Genomic DNA, 16,408 nt, shown 5'->3' on the forward strand with positions numbered 1-16,408 from the left:
ACTTTCGAATTGGCTTGGCAATAATCGTAGCCATCGAATAGTCATAGTAATATGGGGCGGGTTTCCCCTTCATTTTCTCATATGTAAACTTTAAAAGTTTCATCCCTGATTACCTCCGAGTACCGGAATCTTTTTCCCGACCAGCTCCAGCATCTTTAATACAAACTCCTCGTGATTTCGGAGCAGGCTGCCATCATTTTCGCATCGAACGGGTGTAGGATGATCCTTATCTCCGAGATTATCAAACGAAATATCATATCCGCTCAGACTGCACTTTATATTTTTCTTCTCTGCAATATCAAGGATCAGATTTTCGCAATTTCGTCCACACACGATCAAATCGGTATAAAAATCATCCTCTTCATACATCAGTATCAGAGCTTTTATTCAATGGCACCCCTACCGTATTATCATCAGGTCATTCCTGCCTTATGTTCCTTTATGCGATTGTTACTTAGTAGAATCTTCGATATTCTCAGTACTGTTAATCAACTTATCAAAGTCACTTTCATATGTCTTGTCCTGTATAAGTCTATATTTTTCAAACTCGCTCTCTGCAAATTCTTTTGCTATAGCCGCAGTTACTTTCCCTTTATTTTGCAGAACTTCAGCATCGTTAAAAACAAGAAATGCATCTAATTTCGATTTCCAATCTGCCATTGTCATCGGAACATGCCTCTTAGCCTGCCTCGTCGCATAATCAAGATACATTGTTACTATCTCATTTAGTTCTTGTATTTCATCTTTTAACAAATAGTTTTTTGCTATTGAAACATCCGTCTTTATGATTTTCCCATCTGGTGCGTTTTTCCATGAAGTTAATCCCATGTGTTCCTTTGTGTGATCAGCTCTGGATACGATAAGTTCTGCCGCTGTGTTTCCATGAACAGCATAATGCATTTTATTCTGCACCGTTGCATAGAATTCTCTTGTCACAGGAGCATCTTTATCATAATCTGCAGCAGTTGCATATATATCTGTTATTTTCTGGTAGAATCTTCTTTCACTAGCTCGTATTTCCTGAATTTCAGCTACTAACTGATCAAAATAATCTTCATCAAATATTTTTCCATTCACTAGTCTGCTTTTATCAAGAACATAACCCTGTTTAGTAAATGCATCTAATACCTTCGTTGCCCATTGTCTAAATTGTGTTGCCTTATCAGAATTTGTCCTATATCCTACAGCAATAATCGCTGCCAAAGAATAAAACTTATAATTGTAGTTTTTTCCATCATCAGCAGTTTGTGCATATTTTGCACAAACTGAATTTTCATCCAATTCCCCCGAAGAAAAAATTTTTTTGAGATGCTTCGAGACAACTGACCTATCAATATCAAAAAGCTGTGCTATCGCATTTTGAGTTAACCAGACATCTCCATCTTGCACTCTAACTTCTATTCCATCACTTTTAGAGTCTTTGGTAAAAATCAAAAAATCAACAGTACTATTTCTTATCTGAACATACTTTTTCATACGAAAACCCTCTAAAAGATTCTTATGAAAATCCACATCCCTCTTTATCTCTGCCTCTGTCGGATTCCCCTTCTACAAACCTCCCACCAACTTAAATAGGCCATAGTGGCATACCCTCTTGAAATATAACGTCCAAGCCCGTTATAATGCTTAGCCTTGGTAACATCTACAATGGAATTAAAGCAGCTCTTTGTAGGATTACCTGCTGTTGCGATGAAAGAGCAGTCCCATACCGCCTCCAATCTAAGCTACTCAACACCTTGATTATCTTTCTTAGTTATGATTGAACGGAAAGTGGTTGATTAACCCCGGCCACTGGCAACGCTGGGTGGCCACCGGCAAACGCACTACTGGCCACTCGGCAGCGCAAAATGCAGGCTGTTCCTTATCCTATGCCAACGATATCTCGCTCTCATATTCCCGAATCACTGGAACATTCTTTCCCCAAAACATTGTCTAGTGTTTAATCTGCGCAGCCTCATCGATTATGAATATGCCTTTCCATCTCATCAATAAAGTGCCCACAGTAGAACGCACAATATTTCAAAACTATCATTACAAAATATATACAATCTCCCGAAAAGCACTCATCTTCAGTGTTTAATCCATGGCCAATCCTATTTCTAATATTTGATCCCGCCTTCTGCTGAAGTAGTCCATCAAACGTAAAGAGGACGTTCTCGTCAATGCATTCTTTGAGTTTTTCTCCAATAAATACCTGGCTAAGTACTTTCCTTTTCTGAATGCCTTTTTTTGTGTCATAATACGTCATAAGGTCACCACACATTTCCGCAAGATTTCGAATAATATTCTCCATCTTAGGTGCCAACTTATCTAAGGCATCTGACATGTGTCCAGTCAGCCCATAATATACACCTCTTTGAACATCCTTCTCTTGTCCTTTTGGTATAATCGGATTGTTCTCAAAAATCAAATCCAAGTCGCTTTCCTGTAAATCCATTTTTCGAAAAAGCTGGATAAACCACCTCCCAATCGTCTGACCATATATATTCTCATCTTCTTTTGCTCTAAAGTACATATGTAAAAGAATATTATTTTCGTCGCTCAAGTCCAAAGCAGGAAGAACGAATTCAGTCTGCCCTTCGGCTCCCAGAATTTGTCGTGGAACCAACACTGATAATATCGACGACCTCTTTGTGATCTTTTCTCGAATTTTCTGTTTGTTTTGAAAGCTAACCGCAAAAATCACATCCCAAATCAATTCTTTGGTATTGTGATTTCCGTAGTTAGAGATAAATATCTCATATTCCTTTGACAAATCATATTTAAATTCATGCATGGGAATATGCTTGACCGCTTCTTTCTGGATTTCCACAAGTCTTTTTTGTGCATCCAACGCTTTTTCCGGGGCGGCGTGATTTTGGAATAATTCAATAGCTTTCTTAATGTCTCGCTCTGCCAAAAACCAATCGCGTTTATCAACATCCTCCTCTTTTGTTTTTTTCAAAAGATTCTCTACACCCATCATAAGAAAATCTGCATATTGAACATATACATTATTTTCAGTTTTGCTATCCTTTAATTTTCTATAAAGATGGGCTTTCTGGTAATAAGCCTGTTCTACTACATGAGGCTTGCTCATACTCTCTTGATTGTTGGAAATCACTCTGTCAACCAATGAAATAAGGATACTGAAATCACAATGATAATTCTGATTGGCAATCAATTCAATTAAAGAAATAGATAAAAAAGAGGCATCGTCTCCATTTAACCGAATAATATCCTTGTACACCTCTGTCAGATAGTATTCTTTCTTGTCACTGATTCCAATTCTAGTAGCGAGTTCGACCGCCCTGCTGATGTAATCAACGCACTGTACCCAGTTTACTTCGTCAAACCATTCATGATATAAATAATAGTATTCCTCTGCTGCTGTTTTTGCCGCCTCATACTTATGATTAATTAACCAAATTACGTCATAAATATGAGCTTTAAAAGCATGTGGTAGTCTTGTCCAATCTAAGCCATTTAACACCTGTAATTCATAATCTGTAAACGGAACAAAACTTGCATCCCCACATTTCCAATACTCCTGTTTCGTATCACAATCTCTTCGATCCGATCTGTAAATAATTCGAATCTCATACGCCCGTTTTGCAAGGTCAAATACTTCTAAGTCAAATCCATCTTCCAGTTTTTCACGATTCCATGAATAAAACGCATCCGGAAGATTATCCCAATGTTGTTCTATGCTTGAAGAATATATTTCGTTAATTAATTCATAAATATTCAAAATCTAATGTGAACTCCATTTCTTATTACTTAAACTTTCCCCGTTGAAAAAGAGTATCAAACCATAAAATTCCATAATGTGGGAAATCCCCAAACCTATGCTCAGTGCCTCTGATATAATTGAATTAACGCGAAGTAAACATACAAAAAAGCTAACCATGCCAATCCCAATTTTATCACAGGATCAGAGCGGACAGAGGTATTTAATTAGCTTTCTCCTTCTGCTATATTACAACGTATTCGCAAGATCAATCTCCTGATTATCTTCATCTCCTTTGTCCTCTTTCCCACCATCTTTTCCTCCATTTCCTCCGGCGCCTCGATGATACCGAATCGATACAGCATCGGATAGATGTATGAAACATCTCTGATCTCGCCCAAATCCTCCGGTCGATTTACAATCGCTCCCCGCAATTCTACCGCTTTTTCAAACGTAAGCAACACAGAACTCCATACAATGCTCTTGCTCTCACCTCTTCTGTCAACAATGTTTAACCAGGATCCATGTTTTGGTGTGAAGATGAAAACGAATCTTCCTGGCACAGTTTTAAGGTATTGTTTTATTTTCTTGCTGGTATGGACTGTGTGGTTATCTAAAATTACTTGGATAGCTGCATGTAAGTTCGCCGAACCTATGGCAGTAATCAGACATACAATCGCTTCATCCACGCAAACTTCCTATTTTCCGAAAGCCAGATTACCCCCATCGACACCATTATCGTTCCAATCAACGTCAGAACAAACTGCAATCCCGAATTCACATATGTTTCACCAATCCGGAGCAAGAACTTCACAACAACAGCGTCCACCCACAGATGAAGATAAAAGATCAGCGAACTGATTTTCCTGAGAACACCATATATGGGATGATCCGGCAGCTCCGTGTTCTTCGCAAAGCAGAACAAATACCAAACTGCGGGAACCAAGAACAGATACATATCGTATTCTTTGATGAAATGAAAAGACTTTAACGCAAATACTTCCGCAAAAAGGGCAGTCATAGATAAAAGAAATCCCACCAATGCCTTATCCGATCGCATCTTAACATTATAAAACGCAAAATACATCCCAATCGCAACAAATAAGAAGCCATCAAACAGACCATCTCTTGTTGTAATGATCACCTGTTCAACCAATTTCAGAAAATTCCATATTCCCGGAAGATGATGCTCCAACGGCCTGATAAACCCAAACCATGACTGTGCAAACAGGCCAATGAAATAGAAAAATCCACCTATCGCAAGAATTCGCCACACTGCGATCCTCCTGTGAAGCAGAATTGTTACAATCAATACCGCAGTCATCAGTGCTGGAAGATACCAAAGCTGCGCATAACTCCCCGTAAAGAAAAAATATCTCACAAACATGGAAATTGCATGTTTTAATCCCTTCTCATCATGAAAAAAACCTCGAATGATTAACGGTAAATACAAAATTGTCCATGTAAGATACAACCGAAGAATCCGTTTGATATATTTCGCCGAATGACGAACGTCAAAGTTTTCTGTCGAACTCTTTCGAAACAAAAAATATCCTGACGCAACAAAGAAAAATGGAACAGCAATTCTTGCCAGATATTTCTGAAATCCAAAATTCAAATATGCAAAGGTTTCCGGCACATCTTTTCCAAACGGTTCTATGTGTCCCATTACCACCATAACCGCACATATCACTTTGATTACATCCACCATATTGCAATTTTTTCCGACTGTCCCCACACGGTCCATCCCAACACTTTCCTTCATATGCTGTTCTCTCATCGCTACTCCCGGATTATCGACTTCCCGTTCATAATTCTCTTATATTACTTTCACTTCAAACCATATCCTCTCAATGAGATCCTATGCCTGCCCGCAGAGTTTTCCGGAGCGCAGCTGTCGCATACCGGAATTCTTCATTTCGCCAGAAAATAATACCATTTACCACTCCAAACAGAATTACCGTCCAAATCCCCTTCAAAATCCACTGTAAAATGGACCGTTCTCCCCCAAAAATCCATAATGTAGAAAGCTTTCCAACGATAATTGTTATTCCCGTCACAAAGACCATCCTCAGATTAAAGATCCAAAAATCAAGAGATGACACCTGAAAGACATATTTGTACAGAAGATACTGTTCTCTCCAATAGGTCGTAAGAAGACAGCTGAATACTGTCCCGGCAAAAACCCCCGCAACGCCGATCCGTTTTAAAAGAAAGATCGATAATGTCAAATTGAGCACCGCTTCGATGATCGGTCTTCCTTTATCCCTAACAAAAAGTCCACATACGGAAATATACGCCTCCGGCACTTTCCTCGATCCGGTCAGATAAAACTGTATACAAAGAAAAAAGACCGTCATCTCATCCAACAACATCCCGGCTCCCAGCCACAATGTGATAAAGTCGTTAATCAGAAGATACATGCAGGCAGTAATCATCCCGACAATCCAGAAATTAACGTACAATGACCTCTTATATGCCCGATAACGCCCGGTACAATCCTCCGTCGCGTGAACATTTCCGAGAGCAGCGGTAAACGGCCCAAACAATACCGCGATCATCGTTGAAAAACCGGACAGAATCATCGAATAATTGGAGAAGATTCCGGTTATCGCCAGTCCAAGATACTTCGCCAGAAGGAGATTATCCGTTGATGCTATAACGATCCCACCAATCTTATGACAGATTGCCGCAAGCGTATCCTTATAGATTGCCCTCTCTTCCGCTCTTGAAAGATCGGATTTTACTGAGAAAACATGCGGGTATTCTCTTGTAACCCAAAGATTGGTCAAAAAATTGGAAAACACAGTAACAAGGATACCGGCCAAAAGCGATAACTGATAACTTCTGAAGGAAACCAGCAGAAGAATCTGAACCAGACATCGCACTGCCATCGTCACAGTATTGATCAGAGTATTGATGAACTGCTTCTGATCCACATCAAACATCGTCAACCGGTATGTAAAGAAATACGATGAAACGGACTGTAGCAGAAAAAGGAAAAAGGTCAGATATATATTTACATCTCCCGGAATTTCCGCTCGATCCCGGATGAATGCCGGCAAAAAAAACGCGATCACACATCCGAATACCAGAAGAACGAGTGCCACCAGATGATATGCCTTTTTAAAGAACCGCATCAGCTGACCAACCCTCTCCGTATCCTCCCGGCTGAGCGGCTCATAGATCCGATAAATAATGGCCGCGGAAATCCCCAGATCTGCAAAACTCATGAGTCCGATGATATTGGTAAATACTCCGTTAATTCCAAGATACTCTACCGAAAGAATCTTCAGAAACCACATTCGATACACGAAACCGATCAAAAGATAAGCAACTCTGCATATCGTGTTGATCACGGAAGATATCGCAATATTCTTTTTTCTGGATGAATGATTAAACTCCATCGTTTTTTCCTCATTCACCGTCATCATATGAACTGTGACGGCTGTATCGAAAAAGCAATTGTTCCGCTTCCTTGACCGGTTTCCATGCCATGCTGAATCCTGCTGATTTCGCGATTTTTCTTAACCAGTACAGCGCAAGGCTGCTTCGGCAGACATCCACCTCGAGTCTGGGAAGATGATGCGTTTCCAGATAGACCGACAAAAAACGCTCTGCCATAAATGCGCAGTACCGCTGATCCGAACGTTTGTGATCCGTATTCCCGACCTCTTCCCTCAGATCCCTGCAAATCTTAAATAACACGCAACAATACTCATGCATCTGACCAGACGATGTAATAAACATATTGGTAGCGTTGCACTGACTTCCGGAGCCATCATCACGATACAGCCTGCGCAGAGCATCAAAATAGAGCGGATACTTCTCATTTATAATCTTCCGAAAACTTCTCCATTCCTCCGGAAAATTATGCGGTGGATTGGAAACTTTTCTTGCAACAATCCATCCATCCGGATTTTCATTCAGGTACCCGAGAACTTTTTTCTCACGGATCATCAGATATTTGTTATAATGCCGGAAGGAAATGCACGTGCCCTTCCCCTTTTCTCCGTTCTTCCAGATCCAATACAAAACTGTCAGATCCCCATAGTACGCATTATCTTTAGATATATTGTCTCCGGTATCATCGTGTAACGGATAACGAAAAAAATCTCTGCCCTTCGCTCCGGCTTCCAGGCAGATTCCCTTTCCCTTATGCAAGCATTTCGCTCCGTAAGTGGAGATATATGTAACTACCCTCATCTTTTTTTCTGCAATCTTCCTTCTCTGCACACGGCCGCCTTCTGTTACAAACCGGAATCCCTGATCCCTCCTGCACCAATTGAAATCCAGTCTGCGGTTATCTTAATCCGTCTGTGATTGCCGTTTCTCATCGATATTCCGTCACATCCACTCTCATTTTTCCTTCCGCTTCATCCCAGAATCCGGTAATTCTGCTCTCAGCGTACTCTCGGTCTTCTTGTGTGATCTCTATCTTTGTTTTATACCACGGAAGATGCCGGAGCTGGTAAGGCTCACCCAGTCGGACCGCAAAAAGGAAATTTTTGCTGATATTCAAACAATCCGGCATATATAACGCAAGCGTTGTGTCCACATCAGCAACATAACAATTGGTAAATGGCACCTTAGCGCGGTAGAACCGGGACTCCCACCGGATGACATCATCATGAAGCGGAGCGTCTTTCGGTATATCATCGATTTTCAGCGACATCCCCGCTTTTCGAATACCCGGATATTTTTTTAGACAATGATACAGTTTTTCCATAAAATCCACAGGGCAGTCATCTACCGGAAGGATATCCGGATCCGTTACCACATACAGCTCATTCCGATAAGGCCGAAATTCGTCGCACTCCCAGAAAACCATATGCCCATGATTCTTCGTCATATAAAAAACCTTGCAGTCGGTACTCTCATAATACTCCAGAAGCGGCTTATAGGTAGAATGATTGTCAATGATATTGATATTGCTATATCCCATCCGCTTCAGCTGAGCTACCAATCCCTTTAAATATGTAAGCCGGTTATAGCTGATAATAAAAATCGGAATCCTAAAAAAATCGATCCGGTCATGTTCTCTCCAAAATGTTTCCCTTCTTCGATATAATCCCGGTGTTATTATACTGTTGCGCAGCCGGTAAATTGCTCTCATCTGTTTCAGCATTCCTTACACCTTTATCTTCTCTTTTTCTTCTGTTCCGCGCATAATCATTCGAACGCCGTTTACCGCTTCCCTCTGTATCCGGAAAACCAATGATTCGTTTCACATTTTTCTCAAAAACCTCCTCGCTGTAAACTTCCTCATATAGTTTTCTCGCATTGCTCGACAATCCGCGATACTCGTCCTCACTGATCTCAAATGATTTCCGGATCTTCTCAGCCAGTCTTCGCGGACTATTGCCATTATACACATATCCAGCCTGATACTTTTCGATAAAGTATGCGGAGCCTGTATTCTCTGAGCAGATACAGGGGACCCCATCACACGCGCCTTCCGCAACTACAACCGGCATAGGATCGTCTCTGGAAGAGCAGACAAGAAAGTCTATTTCCTTATACAACTGATGAACTCTCTCCGGAGACAGTATTCCCGTATACACTATACTTTCAGGATATTTCTTCTGAATTTCGTCAATCTCTGTTTCCGGTATATCATCATGAAATGCGCCGGCAAACACAAACAGACAGGAATCAATCAATTCCACCGGAAGAAGCCGGATCGCTCTGCAGAGAATATCGGTTCCTTTTCTCCATCCCATCGCGCCTATGTGCGCATATACTCTCTTTTTCTTCTGATGCTCTGCCAGTACCCGTTTCTCAGAAAAACCACCCGAAATATCCGGCAAATAATAGATCAGTTCCTCCGCCGGATACTTCGGATAACGCTCCTCAAGCCCCCGTTTCGCATACCCACCGACTGCATATACCCGAACGTGATCATTTACTGTTTCCGGCATAAGCTCCGCGGAGTCCCGTCCATAAGAGGAGAACGGTTCATGAATCCACCAGACAATATTTTGGTCGGTATGATCAAGCATCCTGACAATCGGCGCACAGCAAATAGTATTCGGAATAAACACATCGAACAGATCTGCCGACCGGAGAATGAAATCCGATTCAAACAAGGGCCGGAATGTCACGATCGGCACTCCATCAGTCAATTCATAATGATCCGCATCCAAAAAATCTGTATCCTTCGGTGCAATTAAGATAACCTGATATCCGATCTCCATGAGCTTACGCGCAAGATTGATCAGAACAATCGGTGCACCAGTAAGGCTGAGCTCATGGCTGATCAAAAGAATACTTTTTTTCCTTGCGTCATACTTTTGGATGATCTCTCCGCCCCATATGAATGCATTTTTACGTTCCAGTTCGATGAGAAGCTCCTCGAAACTACAAAAAAAGGAATTTCTCATCTCTGGAAACGTTTCCGGCTTCCGGCGAAATAAATCCGCGTACAGCCGATATAACATCGGCGTGTAGTGAAATATATTGGACACCATCCGACGGATGGAATTGCGACTTATCTTCATTTTTTTCTCTCACATCTCCATCCATTTGAGAATCATCGAAACACTCTGCCACAGTTTCATTTTTTTTATTATTTTCCGCCGGATTGATCTTCCGAAATCCGCAAAATCCGAGGTCAGAATCTGTTCCTCCACATCCGGAAGATATCTTTTGACGGCATCCCGATAATACTCTGAAAACTGCGCATCCTCATGCATAGTGCGTGCAAGATGCCGGAATACCCAAAACCGCACCCGGTCAACCGCATAATTGATCTCCGTTCCGAAACATTTTTGAAGAGGATCACTGATAATATAAAAATTGGGCCCGGTCCATGGATTCTTTTTATCCGGATATATGGATAACGTAGAATCAATATACGATATCTCAAGGTCCTGCAGCGTATCGATGGCCAACTGATACTCAGTAATAAACGCGGTTCTTGGAATCAGCCAGACTTTCGTATGTTCCCGCAGAAACATGATATTATGGGATACTGAGCCGACAGTAGCCGCAAATTCCGAACAGTTCCGAAACAGATTCAGCTGTTCCTCAAATGAATGCTCCTCCGGATAAATAATCTCAAAACCAAGTTTCCGAAAATAGATTTCCAGTCTCCGCTCCCCGAACTCATTGTATCGGGTTCTCTTTCTCGTGGAACAGTATATCTTTTGGGTACGTTTTTCAATGCTCCGGGGCTTCTCACAGTTTCTGATTTTTTGTATCAGATTCCTATACTCTTCCGTATATAATCTTGTACCAAACTCCCGGACAAATGGTCGCGGTCCGTCATTTCTTCTGTAAAAACACTCATCCGGAAGAATCACCTCACGAAATCTTGTAACCGTCCGAACCGGTTCCAATGTAATGCGGTCACATCCAATCATACTCAGAAGACTTTGAAAATTTGGAATAATATCCTTATCCTCAAACGGGATATACACAAACTTCCGCTTTCCATATTTTTCCATAAAGGCCGTATTATCCAACACCCACAATCTTCTCAGATTATCCGTCAGACAGTGTCCCCATATATTCGGCCAGAGTCCCAAAAAAACCACCGTATCATCCCGCTCGGAAACTTCCCCATTATGATCATACGCACAGCCAAGGCCCGCATGCAAGCCGGAACCGTCGATATACTCGCCACTTGAGTCTACCAATCCTCCCCCGAGATTTCCTTCAATTGATTTATACGGTAAAAGTGTAACATTATTCAACTTTTTCCAGGATAATGACTTTTTCTCCAGATGAACCACTTTCAGATCTTTTCCATAATATTCCTTGGAGTACAAGAAATCATAATTTAACATTCTTCGCCTCAAGTCTCCGGCTTATCTTCGCATACCTGTATATTTTCTTTGCCTGACCGCATAAATTCCATGAATCACGAGTCTTGTCATCCAGCCAACTTTGTTTCGGCTCTTTTTCCTCCACAGATAATTATTTCTATATTCCATAATATCGAGAAGTTCCGGTGCTATCCCCGTTTCCTCCGGATGAAGTCTTGCGATATCGATCATCTCAGCAACAGAGGAATACATCTCATCCAAATTCAGAGAAGTATTGCGATCGGTATTAACGTGCGTATACAGCAGTCCCGGATTTGTCGTCGGCTTGTGTCCCGTGGATAAGATCATCATCCATAAAAACAAATCATCTGCCCCATTATTTCGCAAGGCCTTCGACAGCCAAAAACGTCTGATGTATTTTTTCCGTATGATACATTGTCCCGGCGATACGATTCGATTATCCATATACGCATAAGCCTTCGGAAACTCCGTTAATTTCTGCATCATACAGGACGGATAGATCCGTCTTGTATAGGTTTTATGCTGAATATATCCATTGCAGACAACAAACGGCGCGTCATCCTTCTCCGACAGAATTCTCATCTGTGACCACAGAAATTCATCCTCAATCCGGTCATCCTGATCCAGCAGCCAGATATACTCACCATGCGCAAAATCAATTCCCCTCACCCTGGAAGCGTGAATTCCCATATTCCGCTCGTTATTGATCAGAAAAACCGGATAAGCGACTCTATCAAACCTTTTTTTCTCAATCGTCTCCGTCGGATCGTCATTGACAAGAATCAGTTCCATCTCATACGGTGTATTCCGGTCTCTCAGTAAAGCCGCATTCCGGTCTGCCATCGTCAAAATACGCTCAACGAACCGCTTTCCTTTATACAGAGGAACAATAACACTGATCAGGCTCACGATTCCACCTTCCTGAGATAATAATCAAATACATCTTTTTTCTCAATATTGAACTTTCTGGCGCAGTAAAAGTTTCCGTTCTCGATCTTCCGGTCATCCTCAATCGTTATGTCCAGCGGATGATTCATGGTTCCGAAGGTCTTTCCGAAATTCACATACATCAGTTCGTCCGCAACCGAATCCCGGTATTCCGAATTCATAATAATTGTCTGAAAAAACATCAAATCCGAAGCAAGACTATGTTCCCAAAATCGAACATAATCTTCATGCTCTGCGATAAACCGGACCATATATCCGATAACCTCTTCCGGAGCAATAAACCAGGTTCTTCCTTCATAGAACCTCATCGCCGTGGTCAGCTGCTCTTTATTCGGAAAAAGAACAAGTCCGCACCGACATAACAGCTGAATCAGGATCCGGATAATCCGGCAAACATTCCAATCTTCTCTTCTCATCAGCTTATGCGGCCACATCACCCGGTATCTGGCAGATTCCCGGTCTTTATCCGTAATCTCCCTGTTGATCCGGATAAACGTCTTCTCCGGGTAACGTTCCAGATATTCATACAGGCCTTTTTTTACCAGCAGATCCTGACCGGATCCGAAATAAAAATGCGTATATTCTTTTCCGGACCCAAGCGCTTTTTCCATCAGAAAAAAAGCAGCTTTCACGATTTCAAAGCTGCCCCATCGCACTTCATATTCACAGTATACGTGAACCCTGGATGACCGAAACAGTTCATCCGCCATAGAAGCGTTCTTCTTGTCGACATGAATATAAATCTCGCAGTCTCCATAATTCAAAAGCTGACGGATCAATGCATTCACCTGCTGCGGCGCGGTATGGGCAACAAGCAGATATGCCATTCGAACATTACTCATCGCCGCCTCCGATCAAAGCATCCCGGATTGCGGAAATACTGTTGTAACCCTCCTGTTTTTCCGATCGATACAGCCCCTCTTCATTGTCAAACCAAAGAAACCGCATTCCCAACTGTCGAGGCGCCTGGGAATCTTTTGCCGCATTATCTCCCACATAAACCACATCTGCGGGATTCAGCCGCCATCTTGTCAGCATAATACGAAAAGCAATATCGCACGGCTTCCGAAACTGTTTTCCTCCAAGCTCATCTGTGATAATGATGTCATCCATCATATCATAAAGCCCCAACGCTTCCAGCTTATTCCTCTGACCTTCCGGCCGTCCATCCGTAATAATCCCAACCCGGATATTCTTAGACTTCAGTTCCGATATCAGCTCCGCCACACCATCATACAAATGAAGATCCGGCTTATGATGACGATAAACCTCAACCGCCTCATCCTTTTCCTCTTCATGCCCGGTCTCTCTCATCAATTCGTCGATCGCCGGCTTTCCATTCAAGAAAAAATGATATAACTCAGAAGTATACCCCCCCCCGAAAAAATCGCTTACCTCGTTATATCCGGACCAGACATACTCCTTCTCAGAATACAGCGTATCATCCAAATCAAAGATCACGCCTTTTACCGATGTTCTTTTTCCGGGATCAATGCACACAGCCTGATCAAAGCGGCTGTATATTGCGCCGTCTGCAACTGTGTAACGCTCTGCCGGTTCTCCGTCCAGCAACCGTAAAACCGACTCCGCACTTCTTGCGCCGGCCCTCATCGATAACGGTGCGCCACCGCCAAATCGAGGGTTAATCTCAATAAACCAGTCTGTCCCTTCCGCATCCCGGATCAGCTGAATTGACACGGCTCCGCAGGGTCTGTATGCCGAACAGATTTTTTCCGCCTCCTCAAGAATGGCCTTATCCATCCTTATCCTCGTTTTAAGGACTTCACCATCTCGGACCTTCAGTCTCTCCCTCGGAACAATCGAGAGCGGATTGCCGTTCCAATCGCAGAATACATCGATGGTATACTCGATCCCGCTGACAAAAGGCTGGACAATGTAGTTTTCCAGATGCGCGGCATATATTTTCAATTCTTCCGCATTTTGAACCTTGAATGCACCAATCGAACTGCTTCCATCTCTTGGTTTGATAAATGCAGGAAAACCACTTTTATATTCTTTCCAGTCATCCACCGTCACGGGGGTAAAAAAACCGCACTTCTTCAAAAATCGGGCAGATAACGTTTTATCCCGACCGATGCGGACCTGATCTGGTTCGCTGATCATCACCCTCGTTCCGATTTCCTCAAATCTCTCCTTATTCTCCGAGAGGATCAGGAGATCCGTATCAATGGTCGGTATCAGCAAATCAATCTCATCTTCTTTGCAGATCGTCAGCAGTTCATCGACATATCTCGGCTCCTTCATTCCGGTAACGATTCGCGTTCCGTCGCAATAAGCCAGTGCCGGAGCTGTTTCCGTCATATCCGCACCATATATTTTCAAATCCTTCCGCAAGGTCTCCGCAGCACTGCGGAAGGCCTGTATCAGTTCGATTCGTCTGCCGACTCCTGTAAAAAGAATATTCATTTCCTACTGCCGCTCCCCATAAACTCTTCCATCGTAGCTTCTCCGGCCGCGCTGATTCCTTCCCGTTTTAAAACGGTCTTTACTGTTTGAAAAATGATCTTCCAGTCCCCCAAAAATGTAATACGATCGACATATTTGACATCCCAATCAAACTTTTCCTCCCAACTGATCGCATTTCTTCCATTCACCTGTGCCAGACCGGTAAAACCGGGCCGCACCTCATGCCTCCTTGCCTGACGCGGAGTATAACGGCCAAGATACCGGACCAGCAGCGGACGCGGCCCGACGACAGCCATATCCCCTCTTAGTATGTTAAAAAGCTCCGGCAGTTCATCCAGCGATACTGCCCGCAGTTTTCTTCCAAAAGGTGTCAGCCGTTCCGCATCCTGTTTCGGATCAATCACATTTCCCTTTGGCGGAAGCATCGTACGAAACTTGTATAATTGAAAAATCTTCCCGTTTCGTCCCGGGCGTTCCTGTGAAAAAATAACCGGACTTCCCAGATTTATCTTTACAAGAATCGCCACAATCACAAATACCGGAGATAACACGATGATCCCCAGCGCCGCGCACAGAAAATCCTGCGGGCGTTTTACATATTTTTCATAGAAACCATACTCTCTGTGTTTCATAGTCTGTCCGATGAGTTACAACAAACTCTCTCGCTTTCGACTCATCTCATACTTCAGATGGGCAACGTCCTTTTCTTTTCCTGCTTCTTCCCGATGTTAAACACTGCCTTGTTATCACATCGATCACCGTTTCGGCTTGATTGCATAAAAAAATTCGTGTATATTTTTCATCATAATGACGAAATCCTACTCATCTATTATATCGCATTTTGAAAAAAACATCAGCTTCGATCAGACAAAAAGAAGGTACTCCCATGATCAGCGTAATTGTTCCGGTATATCCATGAGGCAGTAGACAGCCTTCTGGCTCAGACTTATTCCGATCTTGAGATCATCCTAGTCGACGACGGTTCCGGCGACATCTGCGATGAATACACCAAAAAAGGCCGCCGCATCTCGGTCATCCATCAGTCCAACCGGGGACAGAGCGCGGCAAGAAATGCCGGTCTTGACTGCTGCCGCAGGGATATGATCGCATTTTTGGGCCCAGATGATGCCCTCTGTGCCAATACATTCTCCGTCATGGCAGAAGCAATGAAAATGTCCGGCGCGGATATCGTGGAATGATAACGTATAATAAGTTTCGCAAATTCAATTTCATATAAAAAATAGACATAGTCTATTGCCGTCGGTAAAATTAAGTTACCACACAAAACCCACCGAGGAGGCAATAGCTATGTCTGATAACACTATACAGCTTAATGAAGATCTCATAAAGAACAATCTGAAAGATCTGGTACGGAATAGTGTTGAGGAAACCCTCAATGCATTGCTTGATCACGAAGCCGATGAGCTTGTAAATGCTGATAAATACGAGCGTTCCGGTGATCGAAAAGGGTACCGCTCTGGGCATTATGAGAGAAATTTTACGACTACGTCCGGCGATGTCACACTCAAGGTTC

Annotated in this window: 15 protein-coding genes and 1 pseudogene; 2 read left to right on the forward strand and 14 right to left on the reverse strand. The window is 42.7% G+C overall.

Translation table 11 applies throughout. The features are described 5' to 3' along the window. Positions 1 to 99: 99 nt before the first annotated feature. The 14 genes and pseudogenes from BMW41_RS03195 to BMW41_RS03260 all read right to left on the reverse strand — a co-directional run bounded on the left by BMW41_RS03195 (position 100) and on the right by BMW41_RS03260 (position 15,506). On the reverse strand, positions 100 to 387 hold the full coding sequence (locus tag BMW41_RS03195; RefSeq protein ID WP_330386910.1) for a DUF4869 domain-containing protein: 288 nt from the start codon (positions 385 to 387) through the stop codon (positions 100 to 102). A 63-nt stretch (positions 388 to 450) separates the two neighbouring features. Next, positions 451 to 1,476, reverse strand: coding sequence for a virulence RhuM family protein (locus BMW41_RS03200; RefSeq protein ID WP_074648794.1), 1,026 nt, complete (start codon positions 1,474 to 1,476; stop codon positions 451 to 453). 478 nt (positions 1,477 to 1,954) lie between these two features. Further along, positions 1,955 to 3,730, reverse strand: a complete 1,776-nt coding sequence (locus BMW41_RS03205; RefSeq protein WP_074648796.1) for a DUF4209 domain-containing protein — start codon at positions 3,728 to 3,730, stop codon at positions 1,955 to 1,957. Positions 3,731 to 4,209: 479 nt separating this feature from the next. Next, a pseudogene (locus BMW41_RS15290) lies at positions 4,210 to 4,338 on the reverse strand (transposase); the annotation flags it as partial. 35 nt (positions 4,339 to 4,373) lie between these two features. After that, complete coding sequence (locus BMW41_RS03215) at positions 4,374 to 5,489, reverse strand: acyltransferase family protein (protein WP_083378755.1); 1,116 nt, start codon at positions 5,487 to 5,489, stop codon at positions 4,374 to 4,376. Positions 5,490 to 5,559: 70 nt separating this feature from the next. Continuing rightward, entirely contained in the window at positions 5,560 to 7,116 is a 1,557-nt protein-coding gene (locus BMW41_RS03220) for a lipopolysaccharide biosynthesis protein (protein WP_143050799.1), read from the reverse strand. A gap of 10 nt (positions 7,117 to 7,126) precedes the next feature. Then, on the reverse strand, positions 7,127 to 7,915 hold the full coding sequence (locus tag BMW41_RS03225; protein ID WP_143050800.1) for a DUF4422 domain-containing protein: 789 nt from the start codon (positions 7,913 to 7,915) through the stop codon (positions 7,127 to 7,129). A gap of 127 nt (positions 7,916 to 8,042) precedes the next feature. Continuing rightward, positions 8,043 to 8,654 carry a hypothetical protein gene (locus BMW41_RS03230; RefSeq protein WP_074648803.1) on the reverse strand — a complete coding sequence of 204 codons (612 nt, stop codon included), beginning with the start codon at positions 8,652 to 8,654 and terminating at the stop codon, positions 8,043 to 8,045. Positions 8,655 to 8,742: 88 nt separating this feature from the next. Next, positions 8,743 to 10,092: a glycosyltransferase family 4 protein gene (locus BMW41_RS03235; RefSeq protein ID WP_177171146.1), complete on the reverse strand. Its 1,350-nt coding sequence runs from the start codon at positions 10,090 to 10,092 to the stop codon at positions 8,743 to 8,745. A gap of 126 nt (positions 10,093 to 10,218) precedes the next feature. Then, positions 10,219 to 11,349, reverse strand: a complete 1,131-nt coding sequence (locus tag BMW41_RS03240) for a glycosyltransferase family 61 protein (protein ID WP_177171147.1) — start codon at positions 11,347 to 11,349, stop codon at positions 10,219 to 10,221. A 171-nt stretch (positions 11,350 to 11,520) separates the two neighbouring features. Further along, positions 11,521 to 12,408 carry a glycosyltransferase family 2 protein gene (locus BMW41_RS03245; protein WP_074648808.1) on the reverse strand — a complete coding sequence of 296 codons (888 nt, stop codon included), beginning with the start codon at positions 12,406 to 12,408 and terminating at the stop codon, positions 11,521 to 11,523. Then, positions 12,405 to 13,289 carry a beta-1,6-N-acetylglucosaminyltransferase gene (locus BMW41_RS03250; RefSeq protein ID WP_083378757.1) on the reverse strand — a complete coding sequence of 295 codons (885 nt, stop codon included), beginning with the start codon at positions 13,287 to 13,289 and terminating at the stop codon, positions 12,405 to 12,407. Before BMW41_RS03250 ends, BMW41_RS03245 begins: the two co-directional genes overlap by 4 nt. Further along, the gene (locus tag BMW41_RS03255; RefSeq protein ID WP_074648812.1) at positions 13,282 to 14,874 is read right to left on the reverse strand and encodes an HAD-IA family hydrolase; all 1,593 of its coding nucleotides are present in this window, start codon (positions 14,872 to 14,874) and stop codon (positions 13,282 to 13,284) included. Before BMW41_RS03255 ends, BMW41_RS03250 begins: the two co-directional genes overlap by 8 nt. After that, positions 14,871 to 15,506 carry a sugar transferase gene (locus tag BMW41_RS03260; protein ID WP_074648814.1) on the reverse strand — a complete coding sequence of 212 codons (636 nt, stop codon included), beginning with the start codon at positions 15,504 to 15,506 and terminating at the stop codon, positions 14,871 to 14,873. The genes BMW41_RS03255 and BMW41_RS03260 overlap by 4 nt, the downstream gene beginning before the upstream one ends. 267 nt (positions 15,507 to 15,773) lie before the next feature. Between BMW41_RS03260 and BMW41_RS03265 the strand changes: the two genes are divergently transcribed. Together BMW41_RS03265 and BMW41_RS03270 are read left to right on the forward strand one after the other, a co-directional pair. Further along, positions 15,774 to 16,073 (forward strand): glycosyltransferase family 2 protein, encoded by a 300-nt coding sequence (locus tag BMW41_RS03265; protein ID WP_074648815.1) that lies wholly within the window; start codon positions 15,774 to 15,776, stop codon positions 16,071 to 16,073. 109 nt (positions 16,074 to 16,182) lie between these two features. Next, positions 16,183 to 16,408 (forward strand): transposase (locus tag BMW41_RS03270; protein WP_177171148.1); only part of this gene is annotated, 226 nt, incomplete at its 3' end.

The sequence above is a fragment of the [Clostridium] aminophilum genome (assembly GCF_900101295.1).
GTDB lineage: Bacteria > Bacillota > Clostridia > Lachnospirales > Lachnospiraceae > Clostridium_R > Clostridium_R aminophilum_A.

Excerpts from the sequence above, each read along its gene's own strand:
- BMW41_RS03200 (WP_074648794.1), bottom strand. The coding sequence starts at position 1,476 with ATGAAAAAGTATGTTCAGATAAGAAATAGTACTGTTGATTTTTTGATT.
- BMW41_RS03250 (WP_083378757.1), bottom strand. The coding sequence starts at position 13,289 with ATGAGTAATGTTCGAATGGCATATCTGCTTGTTGCCCATACCGCGCCG.
- BMW41_RS03235 (WP_177171146.1), bottom strand. The coding sequence starts at position 10,092 with ATGAGAAATTCCTTTTTTTGTAGTTTCGAGGAGCTTCTCATCGAACTG.
- BMW41_RS03260 (WP_074648814.1), bottom strand. The coding sequence starts at position 15,506 with ATGAAACACAGAGAGTATGGTTTCTATGAAAAATATGTAAAACGCCCG.
- BMW41_RS03255 (WP_074648812.1), bottom strand. The coding sequence starts at position 14,874 with ATGAATATTCTTTTTACAGGAGTCGGCAGACGAATCGAACTGATACAG.
- BMW41_RS03230 (WP_074648803.1), bottom strand. The coding sequence starts at position 8,654 with ATGGGATATAGCAATATCAATATCATTGACAATCATTCTACCTATAAG.
- BMW41_RS03215 (WP_083378755.1), bottom strand. The coding sequence starts at position 5,489 with ATGAGAGAACAGCATATGAAGGAAAGTGTTGGGATGGACCGTGTGGGG.
- BMW41_RS03220 (WP_143050799.1), bottom strand. The coding sequence starts at position 7,116 with ATGGAGTTTAATCATTCATCCAGAAAAAAGAATATTGCGATATCTTCC.
- BMW41_RS03225 (WP_143050800.1), bottom strand. The coding sequence starts at position 7,915 with ATGAGGGTAGTTACATATATCTCCACTTACGGAGCGAAATGCTTGCAT.